Origin of the sequence: Shewanella fodinae, from assembly GCF_014651955.1 — a bacterium.
Classification (GTDB): domain Bacteria; phylum Pseudomonadota; class Gammaproteobacteria; order Enterobacterales; family Shewanellaceae; genus Shewanella; species Shewanella fodinae.
On record NZ_BMXW01000001.1, the window covers coordinates 139,758 to 155,409 of the forward strand.

At 45.9% G+C, this 15,652-nt stretch carries 27 protein-coding genes; 24 read left to right on the top strand and 3 right to left on the bottom strand.

The features are described from left to right. Position 1 precedes the first annotated feature (1 nt). Positions 2-490, bottom strand: a complete 489-nt coding sequence (locus tag IE064_RS00675) for a phage regulatory CII family protein (RefSeq protein ID WP_189615520.1) — start codon at positions 488-490, stop codon at positions 2-4. Continuing rightward, a complete protein-coding gene (locus tag IE064_RS00680; protein ID WP_189615522.1) occupies positions 483-731 on the bottom strand; it encodes a helix-turn-helix transcriptional regulator in 249 nt (82 codons plus the stop codon). The genes IE064_RS00675 and IE064_RS00680 overlap by 8 nt, the downstream gene beginning before the upstream one ends. Before the next feature lie 118 nt (positions 732-849). Here IE064_RS00680 and IE064_RS00685 point away from each other — a divergent pair, with 118 nt between their 5' ends. The 21 genes from IE064_RS00685 (at position 850) to IE064_RS00785 (ending at position 13,555) form a co-directional block, all read left to right on the top strand. Then, complete coding sequence (locus tag IE064_RS00685; protein ID WP_229799818.1) at positions 850-1,509, top strand: LexA family protein; 660 nt, start codon at positions 850-852, stop codon at positions 1,507-1,509. 11 nt (positions 1,510-1,520) lie between these two features. Further along, a complete protein-coding gene (locus IE064_RS00690) occupies positions 1,521-2,126 on the top strand; it encodes a hypothetical protein (protein ID WP_189615527.1) in 606 nt (201 codons plus the stop codon). Positions 2,127-2,147: 21 nt separating this feature from the next. Further along, complete coding sequence (locus IE064_RS00695) at positions 2,148-2,411, top strand: hypothetical protein (protein WP_189615529.1); 264 nt, start codon at positions 2,148-2,150, stop codon at positions 2,409-2,411. Continuing rightward, positions 2,404-2,748: a hypothetical protein gene (locus tag IE064_RS00700; protein ID WP_189615531.1), complete on the top strand. Its 345-nt coding sequence runs from the start codon at positions 2,404-2,406 to the stop codon at positions 2,746-2,748. The genes IE064_RS00695 and IE064_RS00700 overlap by 8 nt, the downstream gene beginning before the upstream one ends. 516 nt (positions 2,749-3,264) lie before the next feature. After that, entirely contained in the window at positions 3,265-3,993 is a 729-nt protein-coding gene (locus IE064_RS00705; protein WP_189615534.1) for a DUF1281 family ferredoxin-like fold protein, read from the top strand. 160 nt (positions 3,994-4,153) lie between these two features. Then, positions 4,154-4,333: a hypothetical protein gene (locus tag IE064_RS00710; protein ID WP_189615536.1), complete on the top strand. Its 180-nt coding sequence runs from the start codon at positions 4,154-4,156 to the stop codon at positions 4,331-4,333. Positions 4,334-4,721: 388 nt separating this feature from the next. Continuing rightward, positions 4,722-5,096 carry a hypothetical protein gene (locus IE064_RS00715; protein WP_189615538.1) on the top strand — a complete coding sequence of 125 codons (375 nt, stop codon included), beginning with the start codon at positions 4,722-4,724 and terminating at the stop codon, positions 5,094-5,096. Continuing rightward, entirely contained in the window at positions 5,086-5,421 is a 336-nt protein-coding gene (locus tag IE064_RS00720; protein ID WP_189615540.1) for a hypothetical protein, read from the top strand. The genes IE064_RS00715 and IE064_RS00720 overlap by 11 nt, the downstream gene beginning before the upstream one ends. Beyond that, positions 5,421-5,852, top strand: coding sequence for a hypothetical protein (locus tag IE064_RS00725; RefSeq protein ID WP_189615542.1), 432 nt, complete (start codon positions 5,421-5,423; stop codon positions 5,850-5,852). Before IE064_RS00720 ends, IE064_RS00725 begins: the two co-directional genes overlap by 1 nt. A gap of 15 nt (positions 5,853-5,867) precedes the next feature. Then, positions 5,868-7,109: a PD-(D/E)XK nuclease-like domain-containing protein gene (locus IE064_RS00730; protein ID WP_189615544.1), complete on the top strand. Its 1,242-nt coding sequence runs from the start codon at positions 5,868-5,870 to the stop codon at positions 7,107-7,109. After that, the gene (locus IE064_RS00735) at positions 7,106-7,978 is read left to right on the top strand and encodes a transcriptional regulator (protein WP_189615546.1); all 873 of its coding nucleotides are present in this window, start codon (positions 7,106-7,108) and stop codon (positions 7,976-7,978) included. Before IE064_RS00730 ends, IE064_RS00735 begins: the two co-directional genes overlap by 4 nt. A gap of 9 nt (positions 7,979-7,987) precedes the next feature. Next, positions 7,988-8,503 (top strand): zinc-finger-containing protein, encoded by a 516-nt coding sequence (locus IE064_RS00740; protein WP_189615548.1) that lies wholly within the window; start codon positions 7,988-7,990, stop codon positions 8,501-8,503. A 74-nt stretch (positions 8,504-8,577) separates the two neighbouring features. Then, a complete protein-coding gene (locus tag IE064_RS00745) occupies positions 8,578-9,603 on the top strand; it encodes a hypothetical protein (RefSeq protein ID WP_189615550.1) in 1,026 nt (341 codons plus the stop codon). 10 nt (positions 9,604-9,613) lie between these two features. After that, entirely contained in the window at positions 9,614-9,772 is a 159-nt protein-coding gene (locus IE064_RS00750) for a hypothetical protein (RefSeq protein WP_189615552.1), read from the top strand. A 7-nt stretch (positions 9,773-9,779) separates the two neighbouring features. Further along, entirely contained in the window at positions 9,780-10,433 is a 654-nt protein-coding gene (locus IE064_RS00755; protein ID WP_189615554.1) for an ASCH domain-containing protein, read from the top strand. A 220-nt stretch (positions 10,434-10,653) separates the two neighbouring features. Next, a complete protein-coding gene (locus tag IE064_RS00760) occupies positions 10,654-10,977 on the top strand; it encodes a hypothetical protein (RefSeq protein ID WP_189615556.1) in 324 nt (107 codons plus the stop codon). After that, positions 10,974-11,669, top strand: a complete 696-nt coding sequence (locus tag IE064_RS00765) for a hypothetical protein (protein ID WP_189615558.1) — start codon at positions 10,974-10,976, stop codon at positions 11,667-11,669. Before IE064_RS00760 ends, IE064_RS00765 begins: the two co-directional genes overlap by 4 nt. Continuing rightward, positions 11,666-12,418 carry a hypothetical protein gene (locus IE064_RS00770; protein WP_189615560.1) on the top strand — a complete coding sequence of 251 codons (753 nt, stop codon included), beginning with the start codon at positions 11,666-11,668 and terminating at the stop codon, positions 12,416-12,418. The genes IE064_RS00765 and IE064_RS00770 overlap by 4 nt, the downstream gene beginning before the upstream one ends. Beyond that, positions 12,415-12,672, top strand: coding sequence for a hypothetical protein (locus IE064_RS00775; protein ID WP_189615562.1), 258 nt, complete (start codon positions 12,415-12,417; stop codon positions 12,670-12,672). Before IE064_RS00770 ends, IE064_RS00775 begins: the two co-directional genes overlap by 4 nt. Then, the gene (locus IE064_RS00780; protein WP_189615564.1) at positions 12,669-12,956 is read left to right on the top strand and encodes a hypothetical protein; all 288 of its coding nucleotides are present in this window, start codon (positions 12,669-12,671) and stop codon (positions 12,954-12,956) included. Before IE064_RS00775 ends, IE064_RS00780 begins: the two co-directional genes overlap by 4 nt. A 77-nt stretch (positions 12,957-13,033) precedes the next feature. Next, a complete protein-coding gene (locus IE064_RS00785) occupies positions 13,034-13,555 on the top strand; it encodes an HNH endonuclease (protein WP_189615566.1) in 522 nt (173 codons plus the stop codon). Between the two features lie 85 nt (positions 13,556-13,640). Here the strand turns inward: IE064_RS00785 and IE064_RS00790 are convergent, their stop codons facing one another. Continuing rightward, positions 13,641-13,904, bottom strand: a complete 264-nt coding sequence (locus IE064_RS00790) for a hypothetical protein (protein WP_189615568.1) — start codon at positions 13,902-13,904, stop codon at positions 13,641-13,643. Between the two features lie 12 nt (positions 13,905-13,916). Between IE064_RS00790 and IE064_RS00795 the strand changes: the two genes are divergently transcribed. The 3 genes from IE064_RS00795 to IE064_RS00805 are packed head-to-tail and all read left to right on the top strand — an operon-like array spanning position 13,917 to position 15,651. After that, a complete protein-coding gene (locus tag IE064_RS00795) occupies positions 13,917-14,102 on the top strand; it encodes a hypothetical protein (RefSeq protein ID WP_189615570.1) in 186 nt (61 codons plus the stop codon). Beyond that, entirely contained in the window at positions 14,089-15,168 is a 1,080-nt protein-coding gene (locus IE064_RS00800; RefSeq protein ID WP_189615572.1) for a DNA-methyltransferase, read from the top strand. Before IE064_RS00795 ends, IE064_RS00800 begins: the two co-directional genes overlap by 14 nt. Before the next feature lie 6 nt (positions 15,169-15,174). Next, positions 15,175-15,651 (top strand): hypothetical protein, encoded by a 477-nt coding sequence (locus tag IE064_RS00805; protein ID WP_189615574.1) that lies wholly within the window; start codon positions 15,175-15,177, stop codon positions 15,649-15,651. Position 15,652 lies beyond the last annotated feature (1 nt).

Below are 15,652 nucleotides of genomic sequence, written 5' to 3' on the forward strand. Positions count from 1 at the left end.
ATCAACCTCTGCTTGGCAAATGCCTTACTTGCCCATCAACAGCAGAGTCAAGCTTCAGCAATTCAGTAACTGCTTTACGCAGGTGTAAGCCAATCTGCTGCCGTTCCTGTGGCGTCACGATCCCATCAGCCCGCGACTCTTTGATAGTTGCCATTGCGTCACCGACAACCGCCATGACGTCCAGCAGTTGGTCGCTAAATTCTTCGTCGCTCTGAATGCCTTCTGGCAGTTGGACAAACACGCCGCCGCGTTTGGCGCACCAGGCTTCCAATATGCGGTTGTCGTTGGTCAGCTCCGTCATAAAAACAGCATCACGCAGATAGAGCTGATTGGTTTCGTTGTCCGGGTTTAGTTTGTTGGCCAATACCGCCGGCCTGATATTCATCTGCTCAGCCAGTTCTCTTGTACCGTGTTCTAAACCGACCACATGGGCCGCGTCTTCCGGCTCAATACATGCGGTATGGCGATGTTTTAATGTAGTTTTAAGCATGGCATTGGGTATCCTGTGTATCGGTAGATTGATGATTCAAAGGATTTGGGAAAACATCATCAAAGGTACAGTTGGCACCAAGTTGATTCAGTGCATTGACGATTTTCCAGCACTGGTTGAAGTCCGGTGTTCGTCGGCCAGTTTCATAGTGATAAACGGTTGAAACCTCAGTATTGATAACTTCAGCCAGTGATTTTACTGAGATGCCGGCCTTCTCTCTTTCCTGTCGAATTTGCTGCATTAACACCTCTGCAAAATACGAAATAGACAAATGTACGTAATGTATATCATAACAGAAAATAAATGTACATTTTGTTTGTTGATTGAATTTGTACAAACCGTACATTTATGGAATGAAAATGAATTGGACAGATCTGGTTAAAACCAGAATGAAAGAACTTGGTATGACCCAAGAAACTCTTGCTGAGCGCGCAAGTGTGACGCCGGGAGGAATGGGCCATTGGCTAAATAAGAGAAGGGAGCCTTCTCTATCACAGATCGCTAGTATTCTTAAAATTGTGGGATTAGATACATTGACCCTGCATTCGGATGGAATGCTTGAGTATCCAAAAGGAGCTTTGGAAAACGTGGAGCCTGTTGAAAACAGCATAAGTTACCAGAGAACGTTCCCAGTGATTAGTGCGGTGCAGGCTGGCATGTGGACAGAAGCCGTTGAGCCAGTTCCAGCAATTGCCTCTGACGAATGGTATGAAACCACAGAACGCACCAGCAAAAACTGTTTCTGGCTGCGGGTGAATGGTGACTCAATGACGGCTCCTACTGGCATCAGCTTCCCAGAGGGAACTCTAATTCTGGTAGATACCGAGCGTGATCACCAAAGCGGATCATTTGTGGTTGCAAAGCTAACCGATGTTAATGAGGCCACATTTAAAAAGCTGGTAGTTGACGCTGGGCAGAAGTTCTTGAAGCCACTAAATAACTCATATCCAACTCTGCCTATCAACGGCAACTGCCGGATCATTGGTGTGGTGGTAGATGCGAAGATAAAGATTTTTTAGGAGTTAACTTTATGAAGGGATTCGCTTTTTCTTTATTATTATTCATTTACCCATGTGTTTCATATGCAGATTGGGATAAAACAAATAACACAGATACTATAACTAATGTCCATACATTAAGTGTTACTGGAACTGATTATTATCAGAATAATTCTGTAGGTTTAAGATGTGATATCAGTGGGAATGTTAAGAGATTAATGGTTACTTATTCACTTGAAAAAGTAATAAATGTACCTAATTCTGAAGTAGATTTCTATCTAAAGGTTGATGAAAATGATGTTATATATCTAGAGTCAAAACTATATTCAAACTCATATGATTCTGGTTATGTTAGATCAGATGATTACAATAGTAAATATATTACTAAATTAATAAAGCAAATGATTTCTGGCAACTTTGTTGTAATAAAAGTAAAGAACAAGGATTCATCTGAAGTTATTGATTATAAAGTAGATTTGAAAAATTTCACAAATTTTTCAAAGGATACATTATCAGCATGTGATTATTATAAAAACAAAAAGAAAATAACTGTAGAAGATAAAAATAGACTAAATGATATTGATAAAAATATTGATAGATTAAAGTCAGAAAAAGAATCAATACTTTCAAAGTATTAACTAACTATTCAAGGAAGAATTATGGCAGATAAATTATTAAAGTCTGAAAATTTCATATCAGGATATATAGATACAGCAATTGTTTCTAATATTGATACAAAAACAGGAAATGATATTGGAATATCGTTTTCTGTTGATCAGGTTTGGCCTAAGGATGCCGAAAGGCAAACAGATGAAAGCGCATTTGAAGTAGTTCAAACAGTTTTAGCCAGCTTTACTATGACAAGAAGTCAGGCTAAAAACTTGGCAAATCTATTGCTGAGAGCTACAGATAAAAATGACTGAACTATATACCAATCATCATAATGCCGTATTGACTCTAGTTTCAGGTGGTCGTGAACATGGTAAAGTTCATAAAATATCTGATACTATTAGTACCAATAGTACTGGTGGAGGGGGAGGCAATATGGAATCAAGAGTAGCCAGGCTTGAGGAAAATGTAACCGACATAAAAGTCTCTGTTGGTAAGATAGAAACTCGTCTCGACTATATTGAGAAAAACATGTTTACCAAAGGCATGGCTGCAGCTTATGCACTTGTTGCTGTTATTGCTGTGTTTAGTGCAGGATGGTGGATTGTGCAGCAATACCTATCACCTATTTTACACGCACTACCTAAGTAACACCCCCATCCAACAAACCCGCTTCGGCGGGTTTTTTATTGCCTAATCCACCACTTCCACCCGCCATACCGCCCGGACATTGCCGGATTTTTTACCCCCATAAAAATTAATGTACATTTTGTATTGACACCCAAATATACATAACGTACATTTAAATCCATAGGCACACGCCACGCTCTTTAACAAACAGGCCCATAAACGACTAACTTTGGCACCCTCACCAATGAGGGCGCCAAACTAGGTCACTCCGAGGAACACGCAGCGGAGGACAGAAATCTGCGTAAATAGACCCAATGGCTTCAAACGGCGACCGGGTATCAGATTGCCTTGGCGGTAAACAACGTTACAGAGAACTGTGGCGGCTGATATGTGGTGGATGCCTTAACCGTGTGAATGACCCGTTTTGCCATTGGCCCCGCCCAGTTCCGGCGGTTAGGTAGGAACAGGTTTTACAGCTGGCTCTTTCGCACCTACTTCGCGAGAGTCAGCGATAAAGCCAACTGATAGGAACTAGATATGCCTAACCATGTAACTAATATTATCGAAGCCAACAATAACGTTATTGCTTCAATGCTGAACGAAGATAAGCTTGTTGATTTTTGCATTATCATTCCATGCCATGAAGATTTAACGTTAGATAACACAATGGGAATTTCAGCAGCAGCAGAATCTGCTGCCGAAATGATGTGTAATGAGCCAGTGAGTGAAAACGACATAATTAGTCAATTGCAGCTACTTAACCGTTCTCGCATTAATGCCATAAAAATGAATGATCATGAGTTTGAGCAGTTCGTTAAGATGATGCGCAATAAACGCAATCACGGTTTTTACCACGAAATGGAATATGCCAGAAAAGCTTGGGGAACAAAGTGGAATGCCTACAACCAGATATCTGAAGAAAATTCAGAGACAATGGTACGCTTCGATACTGCATGGTCACATCCTTATCCAGTAATCGAAGCTCTTTCTAAGAAGTTTCCTGATGAAGTAATCAGCGTCAAGTACGCAGATGAAGATACTGGTTCAAATTGTGGTACTTACTCAATAAAGAATGGCGAAATAGTTGAGCAAAATATCGCCCCATCGTGGTCTGAACAGACTGATGAGCAAAAGCGTTTCTTTAGAGAGTTTGCCTTCCGCCTTAGACATCCAAATGTTGACCCTCGCGAATACGGCTATAACGAAAACTTTGAATATGACGAAGAAGTTGAAAACGCATATTACGAAGAAAATAAATCTGCATAGCTTATTTGCACCCTGTTGACACAGGGCGCATTGGGAAGGTGATTGACTGTCATGTTAGGCCAACGTGATATGGACGTGTTATCGGAGCCGCAGGAGTAGAGACCTGCCAGTCAACTTCACCAATGCGATTACATCGAGAACAGATGATGGACGAAATCGCGTGCTAACAAATTCCGAGGTGGAAACACGCGCAGGTGACGCGCTGGTTCAAGAGAAGACAGCACCATCAATCGCATTACCAGATACGCTACTGGCAGCATCCAGCCAGAAACCACAACGAGGATATTCCAATGTGACTAACAAGCCGTTAGAAGCGGCCCCTTATAAGCGCGTGTCATGATCGCGCCCCGAGTCGAGCATTGTTCTTGAGCCAGCTTTGGATCTGGTAAGGGTTAATGAATAAAGGGCCCACTGGTAAAGCAGCTGAAACGCCTGAAAGTTCAGCACCAGTTATTAGCGGCTGCGGCGACGCGAACGGGTTCAGGCCGCCGGATGACGTAACCGGCACCCATTCAAATGCAATTTCCACTCACCACCACCTGTATGGCACATGCAAGCAGCAGAGTACCGCTTGAGCGCTATTCCTTCGGCGCGAGGACTTCTGGACACTGGACAATGTGCAAGCCGCCGTTTGGGTTCACGGGCATTGCTGGTAACCGCGCCAGTGGCGACAAAGCGGTCCCCTTTCAATAAGCAAATCCATCCCTTTAAAACAAGGAAAACACATCATGACTACTGGAGAACGCGCACGGCTCCATCGGCTGGCTATTGCCATTTTGATGGTGTCAGCGGATGAAAATGTTAATCGCAATCTGCGAGTCAGAAAGCAGCTTGTGATGATTGAGCAAATGGCATTGCTCGGGATGTTGTCGCAGGACTTTATGAGCCGTTATTTCGGATTTATCGCCGGGATACGTCAGCACGATGAACAAAGCCTGGCGATGCTGGAAATAGTCAACGGCATGGCCCGTATTCACTGTTTGCCAAATGACCGTAAGCCTCCAGAAATCAAGATTGTAGACAGGCGCGGATCTTGGAAAATGGAGAAGCTAAACCGAGCCATCGAAAACTTTCAAATAGTGGAGGTGCAAGATGCTGCTTAATGCAAACGCGGCCGGCGACTACTTGGCCGCAAAACTCGCCGCTTCAAATGATGCCGTAATCCCCTACAACGAAGCGGTTGATGCCAAGCAAGAGCTGATTATCAAAACCATCAGCGAAGGCGGTGAAATCGGCCACTTCAACATGCGCGATGTGATGGATGCCATTTTAGTGAGAAAAGACACTGAAACAGCGCTGATATCCGGGTATCGCACAAACAATTTTGAGCCATTCAAGGCGCTGGTTAACAAAGAGATTAACCGCATTGCTGAAACGCTGGCCCCGGGAATGGTGGATGCTGAGTTAGAACGGTTTGGAGGTGTGTGATGTATTACGGATATCTAGAAGAAGGTGACAAGTGTCCAGAATGCAAAAAAGGGATTCTTGATTGGAAAAATCCCGATAAAGAAATACGGGATAGAGGATGCTCATGCCACATATCACCACCATGCAGTTATTGCACTGGTCAAGTTCTTCACTGTGACGAGTGTGGTTGGTTTGATGATGATGTAAACGATGAATCTTATGTACCTGTTGCGCCTGGTCTGTCAATGCTTGTACATAAACCAAAACCTCTAGACAACACAAAAATTGATTATCGATGCAAGATGCATTCAAGTTCATCGATGATAAAAGAAGGTGTTTACCCAGAAGGTGCCACGATGGAAGAAGTTAGGAAAGAGGTAAACGGGACGTTTGGTGGAAGATTTGAATTTTTCGAAGGTGGTCGTTTCAAATTTATAGCCTATACGGACTAATGGGAGGTTTTCACAATGCAATTCAAAGTAACCTTCACGCCGATGGCCAGTGCGCCATCCGGCACTATCACCATCACCTACCCCGTTGAAGCAGACACCAAAGCCGCCGCAGAACGCGCAGCTGAATCACTGCTGGAGGCTGATGGATATAGTCGCAAGTGGTTTAAGAAAACTGCGCAGGTGATTGAGTTCAAGCCAAAACCAGCGCCTGAACCAGAACAGGAACCAGACCCAGAGCCGCCAATGGTAGCTGAATCCAGATATGATATTTTCGGTGAGTCTATTCCAGTTGATGCTGAATTTGTGCCAGATGAACCGGCAGCTAATGACGATGACCCATTCGCACAGTTCGTTGTAACGTGGACTATCGAAAGCCTCAATGCGCGACTAGAGCACTTAGCACCTGGTGAGCGGTTGATTATCGATGGGCTGCCTGATGATGTTTACCACGGCTCAAATGGCATCAGTTGCAGCAAGTTGAAGCTGTTCTTAGAGTGCCCACAGAAGTACAAGGCCAAGTACATTGATGGCTTGATACCCAATGCAGAAAAGGCCTACTTTGATTTTGGCAAAGCTGCGCACTGCATGGTGTTGGAACCGTGGGCATTTGATGATCGCTATTGCAGACAGCCTGATGATATCAAGGTTCGCCGTGGCAATGCTTGGGATTCGGTTAAGTCTGCCGCTGATACTGCTGGTAAAGTAGTTCTAACACCACAACAGTGGGAAGATATTCCGCTGTTGCGCCAGTCGCTGGAAGCCAACAGCACTGCACTGGCGCTATCGACTGGCGGAGTTCAGGAGCGCAGTATTTTCATGCGCGACGTTGAAACTGGCCTAATCATCAAATGCCGCCCGGATTACACCATCGGCAATATCATCGTTGATCTAAAAACTAGCGACACGGCAGATCCGCGCTTCTTCGGTGCTAAAGCTAAAAAGCTCGGTTACCACATCCAGGATGCCATGTACTCCGATATCGCACAGGCAGAGGAATTCTGCTTTTTCGTCATCGAGTCAGAACGGCCATTCGTTATCACCGCTCCGGTCATTATGAAGCAACCAGTTAAGCGCCTTGGTTATCTGAAGTACCGCAAAGCACTGCACGATATTAAACAGTGCATGGATTCAGGTATCTGGACAGCGTACACAGCAGATCCGGTTTATGTCGAGTTGAACGGCTGGGAACAGTCAGAACTTGAGGATCTGGAAGCACAATTTGACGGTGGCAACGCCGCCTATGGGAATGCAGCATGAACAGCCAAATTTCAAACGTTACTCAGATGCGTAAATCTGAGCTAGAACAGCCAGCACGTTTTCTGGTACCAAGCAACTTTCAGGAAGCAATGCAGATTGCCGAAATGCTCGCTCAATCTGAGATGGTGCCTAAGAACTACCAACGCAAACCTTTTGATATTGCTATTGCGATGGCTATGGGTGCCGAACTTGGATTTCAACCGCTTCAATCGCTGCAAAATATCGCAGTTATCAATGGCCGTCCTTCTGTTTGGGGTGATGCTTTCAGGGCTTTGATTATAGGAAGCCCAGACCTTATGGATTTTAAGGAATGGTATGATGAAAAAACTGAAACGGCACATTGTATGATTCAGCGCCGTCTTGTATCTGGTGCTGTAGTTGAGTTTACTAACTCTTTTAGTATCCAAGATGCGAAAACCGCTGGATTATGGGGTAAGCAAGGTCCTTGGACACAGTATCCACGCAGACAGCAACAGTGGCGAGCATTAGGGTTCGCTGGGCGCGATGCTTATGCAGACCGTCTACGTGGTATCTGGATTGATGCTGAGGCACAAGACATGCCACCAGAGAAAGAAATTAATCCAAAGCACCAGCCAGGTGAAAAACTCCAGCAGGTATTGGATAAGGCCGAAGCTAACCCCGCAGAACAGCAGAAAGCTTTGCCAACACCATTCGAAACTCTGAGCTTGTCACTCAACGACTGCACCACGCTTGAAGAACTCAACGAAGTGGCCGCATCAATCGGTGAAGCGGTCAAGGTTGGCAAGGTGAACGACTCAGAGCGCAAGCACTTGGGTTCCATCTACAACAACCGAAAGGCCAAGTTAGAGCCGCAGGTTGATACCGAAACTGGCGAAGTAACCGCATAAGGAGCGGCAATGACTGATACAAGAGCCTTTTCAAAGGAAAAATTAATTCCTCAGAGTCCGTTGCCATATATAAGCCGTAAAGCTTTAAAGCGAGTTGGTGATGATGCGTTGCCAATACCAACTAAATGCGAATGCGGTGGGAAAGTAATACTGAGCAAGAACTCCGTCATCTATAACGGTAAAGAGTATGGTGACTGGCCATTTGTTTACCACTGTACGTGTTGTGATCGGTATGTTGGACTTCATCCTAATACTGATATTCCGCTTGGCACTCTAGCTGATAAATGTCTACGTGACGCTAGAAAATCTTGTAAACCACCATTCAACAAAATATGGCAACTTGGTTTTATGAGTCGTGACGAAGCCTATATCTGGTTAGCTAATAAGCTAGATATTGATAAAACGAAATGCCACTTCGGTTTATTTGATGAAAACATGTGCGAGAAAGCGCGTACTTTATGTGAAGATTTTTTCACTAAAAATAAAGTCAAAGTAAACCTCCGTACTGGCGAAATTCACGCCTAACTAACCCTTCCCAACACCTCCGGCGCCAGCAATATCTGTGCGCTGTTGGTTTCTTTTTGCCTAGGAAAACCATTATGACTAATGCACAGCAATCAGTTGATACCGTCACCAATACCCTGCCAGTCCCATTTGAGGAAATCACCGAAGAAAAGGCGGTAACGCTCGGGCCTGTTCTATATACAGATGCTGGACAGTTAACGCCGTACTTTGACCACATCAAGGCCAGCGTTAACGAAGTTCCTGATTTAACCACAGTAAAAGGACGTGACCGCATCGCGTCACTTGCCGCAAGTGTTAGCCGCAGCAAAACGGCGATTGAAAAGCCAGGACGCGCCTACCTGAAACACGTTAAGGCCGTGGTTAAACCCATCGAGCAGAACCTGAAAAAGTTCGTTGATGACTGTGATGAATTGCGCGACATGGTGCGTAAGCCACTTACCGACTGGGAAAACGAACAGAAAGCCCATCAGGAAATGCTGCAAGCCAAGGTGTCGTATTTCGCTGAAGAGTACGCCGGAATGATGGAGAACGCCCCGGACAATCTCACCGAGCGTTTGCAGTTCTTCGAGCGTGTTCACGCTGCGCTGACCGCTGAAAAAATTGATGCCAGCTATGAGCAATATCAGGAAGCTGGTGCCGCCGCCAAGGCTGAAACGTTGGATAAAATCGAACTGCGCATTGCCGGAACTAAGGCAGAAATTCAAGAACAGAAACGCCTTGCTGAAGAAGCGGAGCAAAAGCGACAGCAAGAAATTGAGCAAGCCAAGGCGCAGGCAGAAGCGAAGGCTAAAGCCGATGCGCAAGCAGAAATTGAAGCTGCCAACCGCCGCGCAGAAGAAGCCAAAGCACTGGCCGCAGAACAAGCTAAACAACGCGAAGCTGCAGCCGCAGAAGCTGAACGTCAACGCATTATCGAAGAACAACGGAAGCAGCAGGAAATTGAAACTGCTCGCGCTGCCGATGTTGAACATCGCAAAGCTGTTAACAATGACGTTCTGCAAAAGCTGATGGCTGAAATCGGTATCGATGAAGATACCGCACGGCTAATCATCATTAAGGCAGCCAAGGGAAATCTTGGTGCTCTGCAAATGAATTACTGAGGTTACGGCGATGATCGACTCAAACACCTTCAACCCACACCGGTTCGCTGACGGTTACCGCCAGCGAGATACCAAAGTCACCGACGAAATGAAGCGCCGCGCCGAAGTCAGGCGCCAGATTGAAGATAAACGCCAGCAGCTCGAGTTAGAGCGCATGTTTAAGCTGTGAGGTTAGCATGAAAGAACGTCCAATCATCTTCAACGGCGACATGATCCGCGCCATTCTAGCAGGTGAAAAAACGCAAACACGGAGACCAGTAAATCTACCAGTTATTGACAAAGATTGGTTGATAGAACTGGCTCCATGCGAACTAGCAGGTGAAATTAACAATGGCGACCTCACTAACAGTAAATACGGCATCATTGGTGATCATCTGTGGGTGCGTGAGACTTTTGCGATAGTTCCAAAAACAGCATATGCACACAGCGATGGTGTAACTCAAATAAAAAGCCCAATAGATAAAGACAGTGCATCTATTTATAAGGCTGATTGGTGCAGGTCTGATGGTGGAATCAGATGGAAGCCATCAATCCACATGCCACGCTGGGCATGCCGCATCATCCTTGAAATCACTAATGTTCGGGTGGAGCGGCTACAGGATATCGGCGAGTACGATGCGTGTGCTGAAGGCGTAGGCCAAGAGGAACACCTAGACACTCCGTCAGAGTTGGCCGCCTACTCCTTTCATGAGGGATTTCGCCGCCTGTGGAAATCTCTTTACGGCCAGGACTCTTGGGATGCAAATCCCTGGGTATGGGTAATCGAGTTCAAAGTGTTAACCACCAACGGTGTAATACCTAATGAGGCAGCAAAATGCGCCGAAGCATAATTTCATTCCTCGCTAGTGCATTAGCGCTAGGAGGACATAGCGTCATCATCAACGGCCAGCCACAAACTGGCCGTTCTCGTCTCCGAAAGCGCAATGCTTACAGTCCGTACCAGAAGCGCCGTAAGTTCCCCGGACAAACCCCAGCGCACAAGCAGTCAAAGCGCAAACATACCAGCACCATGCGGAAGTTCAGGCCGCATCGGTGCAAGTGAGGTGAAACATGTTCAGAGTATTTGGCATTACCAAATCAATGGCAGAAGCACGGGCCAGACGCATTGTTAAACGCTTAGTTAAAGATGGAAAAAATAAAAGAAAACTGAGCGATATCGAGTATCAAAAAGCACTAGATGCCGAAGTAAAACGCCTAATGACTTGCGGCAAGCCAAAGATGCTCAGTCATGACCTTAGTACGCCGAGTATCTGCTATGACTTTGCGGCGCTGGTAAAAGACTTAGGCCAGTGGACCATCATGTACCGCGCTGAAACTGGCGAGTTTTTAAAGTCAGGCAAGCCAAAGATGGAGTGGAAGGAGTACCAGCAATGAAGCAGCCACGCTTATTTTTTCAACGCAAGTATTTGCCAATGCTTGCAACCTTTTGTGCCAAACAAGACATTCGATATTACCTCAACGGATTCCACATTAAACCGCATCCTCAGGTGGGCGTGGTACTAACCGCCACTGACGGACATCGGTTAGTGACAATCCACGATAAAGAAGGTAAATCAAACGGCGAGTACATCTACCCTATCAGCACTCAGCTAAATGCCGCTGCCAAGTCTGCTGGAAGAAGTTATGGCATTCAGTGCGAACGCATTGAGATTGTAGGCACCACACTGAGAATAACCGGATTAGATGACTGGTTTGTGCAGAAAGATTGGCTAAATGGCGGCATTACTCCACCTATCAAGTTCATGGAGTTTGTAACGCCTATCGATGGTACATACCCTAACGTGGCGGCACTATTTAAAAACCTGAAGTTTGGTCAAGTATCGCTTGCAGGGTTCCATCCTCAGTACATTGCAGATCTAAAACTACTGTCCAACAATCCAAAATTACCAGCTTCTGTGATGCAGTTTCGTGAAAGCGATGGCGCAGCAGTGATGGTATCCGGCTTTGACAATGAAATCGTTGCCATGGTGATGCCTATTCGCATGGATGATACAGATCGTTCACTACCAGAATTTGTTAATCACTCAGGTCATCAAGATGTAGATCAGAAGAAGGAGGTAGCATGAGAACAGCTGAGATAAAAGCAGCATTACGTTCCCGCTTCTGTGCACCTGAATGGGCTGTATTTTTTGAAGTTGGCGATGGTACTGGAACAAATCAACGCCGGTGGGCTGATGCAGTGGCAATGAACATGTGGCCTTCTCGCGGTTTAGAAATTCACGGCTTCGAGATAAAAGTCAGCAGATCAGATTGGACACGCGAGCTCAAGAACCCGGAGAAATCAGCCAAGGTCCAGCAGTATTGCGACCGTTGGTGGATCATCACACCAAAGGGAATCGTAAAACCAGAAGAACTACCGCCTACGTGGGGGTTGTACGAGGTAAGCGAATCAGGAACGATTCGGCAGATCACGGCAGCACCATTATTGGCATCTGTTGCTGTAACTCGTCAATTCATGGCTGCAATGCTACGCAGAGCAGGTGGCGTAGATGAAGATGAAATATCGGCAAAAGTTGTTCAGCAAATAGAGAAAATCCGTGCTGGTGATGCCAAACGTATAGAAAGTGCAATACAAGCTGCTAAATCCAAATATGAAAATTTGCTAGAAAAAGTTAAGACATTTGAGGATGTAAGTGGCTTATCTATCAGTAAATTTGGATTAGCTGAGGAAACAGCTAAAGCTGTTAACCTAGTCGTAGCAACAGGGGTACTAAGCACCCACGGTCGTCTAGCTCGATTAACACGCGAGGCAGAGTCTTTTGCAGCTACCTGCAATGAAATATTAAGCCAGTTTAAGGAAAAGGAGGATGCATGAAAGCCAGAACTACACCACTTGGAATTACACCAATTGGCTGCATCAACGTTGATATGCCGTTAGTCGATGCCACAGAGTTTGAAGGACTTGCACAGCATTGCAGAGATGAAGCTGAAACATTTCAGCAGATAGCAAAGCGAGATATATACAACGGTGAAACTGACAATTTACAACTGTGGATAGATAAACGAGACAAACTAAAAAAACTAGCTGACTTTTTTGACGACATGATCGAACAAGTTGGTGGACTATGAGCGAGTTACAAAAAGCCCTTATCCAAGGCATGGAACCCGCCGAGAAAATCGACATTCTGATTGGGCTGACTGATATCACCAGCGAGGACAACAAGATTGCCCTACACCGCCACTACGTTAACGGCTGGCCGATAACCACCGCAGCCGAATCCCGCAGCCTGGACGATGCCAACTTTCGCAAAACCGTTAAATCGCTAGAAGCCGTGGCCGTAAAGCTCGAACGCTACAAAGAAATCGAGTGGGCGCGCTGGGGATATAAATCACCATGCGCAACAGGTGAGTAAACACACCTGAATTGACTTGTAAAATTTAAATCTCAGGACGCATAAATCATTTAACAGATAACTTTCATGGAGTATTCATGAGCGAGTATGCCACTAAAATTGCTGAATTAGATGATTCAGAACGTTGGATACCTAGCTTTGAGGGAGCATACGCTGTTGATAGTGATGGAAACCTAATCAGCTTCAAGAGAGGTAAAAAGCGCTATCTAATTGGCGGTTTGGATAAGGATGGTTACAGAAAAGCCATTCTATGTAACCAAGGGAATAGAACCTACATAAGGATATCAAGCGCTGTTGCCTTGGCATTTATAGGTGATAGACCTGAAGGTATGGTGGTGCGCCACCTTGATGGTAACAAGTTGAATAACAAACCTGAAAATATTGAATACTCCACGCAAAAAGAAAATATCCACGATAAGTATGCTCACGGAACTATGCAGATAGGTGAACGTCACTGGAAATCAAAGCTTACTGAAGAAGATGTTATCGCCATCAGGGAAAGCAAAAAACCAGCAACCCGCATTGCAAGAGAATTGGGTGTTTCAAAGTCAGCCATTGAACTTGCAAGAGCAGGGATAAATTGGAGTCATGTTAAATGATTAAAAATAGCTACTGCTATATCAGCCGCGAACAGTTGAAAGCGGATGGTGAAACGATGATGCGGTTAATGAATAAGGAAGCGGCCTAATCATCTTTCATCTGCATAGGCATTATCTCTGTTTGAAACCGCACATGCTTTGCCAGCATGAAATCTTCACCTTTGTAGTTAATCACCGGGTACGCAAACGTTAGATACGCATCTTCACCGCAACTAGAGCATTGGTGCTGCCACTGCTTTGGGTTGCTGTGAATAACCCGGCCACCCTGCACTACCCGCATATAACCGCGCTTGCATTCATCGCACAGAAACTCAATTAGTTCCGCCTGTATTGGTTTGGTCTTTCTCATGGACCCGACTCGATGATTGCTTTTGACAAACTTTATCACGCACAGGGACACGCCATGCAACAAGACGATGACGGAAAAATCGAGTGGTCGCTAACAGCAATCTTGCTATCAGCAATTTTGATACTTGGTTATTGCGGATTGGTGGCTGTTGGTGTCGATGCTTGCGATTTATTAAGGTACATATATGAAAATTTATGAAAGACAAGATCAATTACCACTTGGCTATTATCCAGTTGATGGCTGCCGTGTGCTGATTGGTGACTGTATCGAGCAAATGCGGCAGTTACCGGCTCAGTCTGTCCATTGCTGCGTTACTAGCCCGCCATATTATGGCCTGCGTGATTACGGCGTAGATGGTCAGATTGGGCTGGAGCCAACGCCGGAAGAGTTCATTCAAAAGCTGGTTGCAGTATTCCGCGAGGTTCGTCGCGTTCTACGTGATGATGGGACACTTTGGGTGAATATTGGGGATAGTTATGCCCGTAGAGGAGGTACTGACAAGAACATCAGCAGCACAGGTAAGGTAGGTAACACCTTAAAGACTCTTGACCATCTTCCAGATAGAAAACAACAGCCGCCGGCAGGAACCAAAGAAAAAGACCTGCTTGGTATTCCGTGGATGCTCGCTTTCGCCCTCCGAGAAGATGGCTGGTATCTACGGCAGGACATTATCTGGAACAAGCCAAATGCAATGCCTGAAAGTGTTCGTGACCGCTGCACAAAAGCGCATGAGTACATGTTCTTGCTGTCGAAATCAAAGCGCTATTACTTCGATCATGAAGCCATCAAAGAGCCTGCTGCCAGTAATAGAACAATTGGTACCGGAGTTGGCTGGAATACAACAAGCAAAAATGATCATCGTGATAATCGTGCGGATAGAACCCGCTCTCGCCGAGACTCGTTCAAGCGTGAAGGCAGCAAGCGAGAACAACAAATCCCTGGGCAGAACTATGGGACGCATCGCAATGAGCGTGAAGAATCTGCATGGGATTTATCAACTCGTAATAAGCGCAGCGTCTGGAATGTGGCAACACGCGGCTATAAAGAGGCGCACTTTGCTACTTTCCCACCGGCACTAATCGAGCCGTGTATTCTGGCTGGCAGTCCAGTGGGTGGAACCGTGCTTGACCCATTTGGCGGAAGCGGCACCACCGCCGGTGTTGCGCTTGCAAATGGCCGCAACGCCATCCTATGCGAACTCAATAATGAATATGCCGAGCTGATGCCGTCACGCATCAAGAGCATCTATAGCGATGCCGCCTAAGGAGTAATGATGAAAATTTCTGATGAAGAACTGCTGCGGATCATTTGGCACAACCAATTGATGCTAGCAACCGAAGCGGTGCTTTGTGAGTACGTGGGTGAGCGTGTCGGATTAGTCAATATCGATGACTATTTCTGGATGCACAAAGCCATGTATTTGCTGCTCAATGAGCGCCATAAACTGCATGCACAGATTGGTGACCAGCAACTGCTCTACAGGCTGCACGAACTAGCCAGACAGCAACGCATTGTAATCGACCGCTACCGGCGGTCTTTTTACATCGACTCCCATACTGCGCGTGAGGCCGTGCGCTGCGCATGGGAATTCTACTTCCGCTCTGGGATACCAGAGGGATATGACGCTGACAACCGCTGCATGCGAACAGCAACAGTGCCCTATCTCAACGCGCTTAAATCATCCTGCCAGCGCCACATCATGCAGCGCTTTGGTGATATCAGTTTGCAGTCGCTAAAAGCGGCTTAGG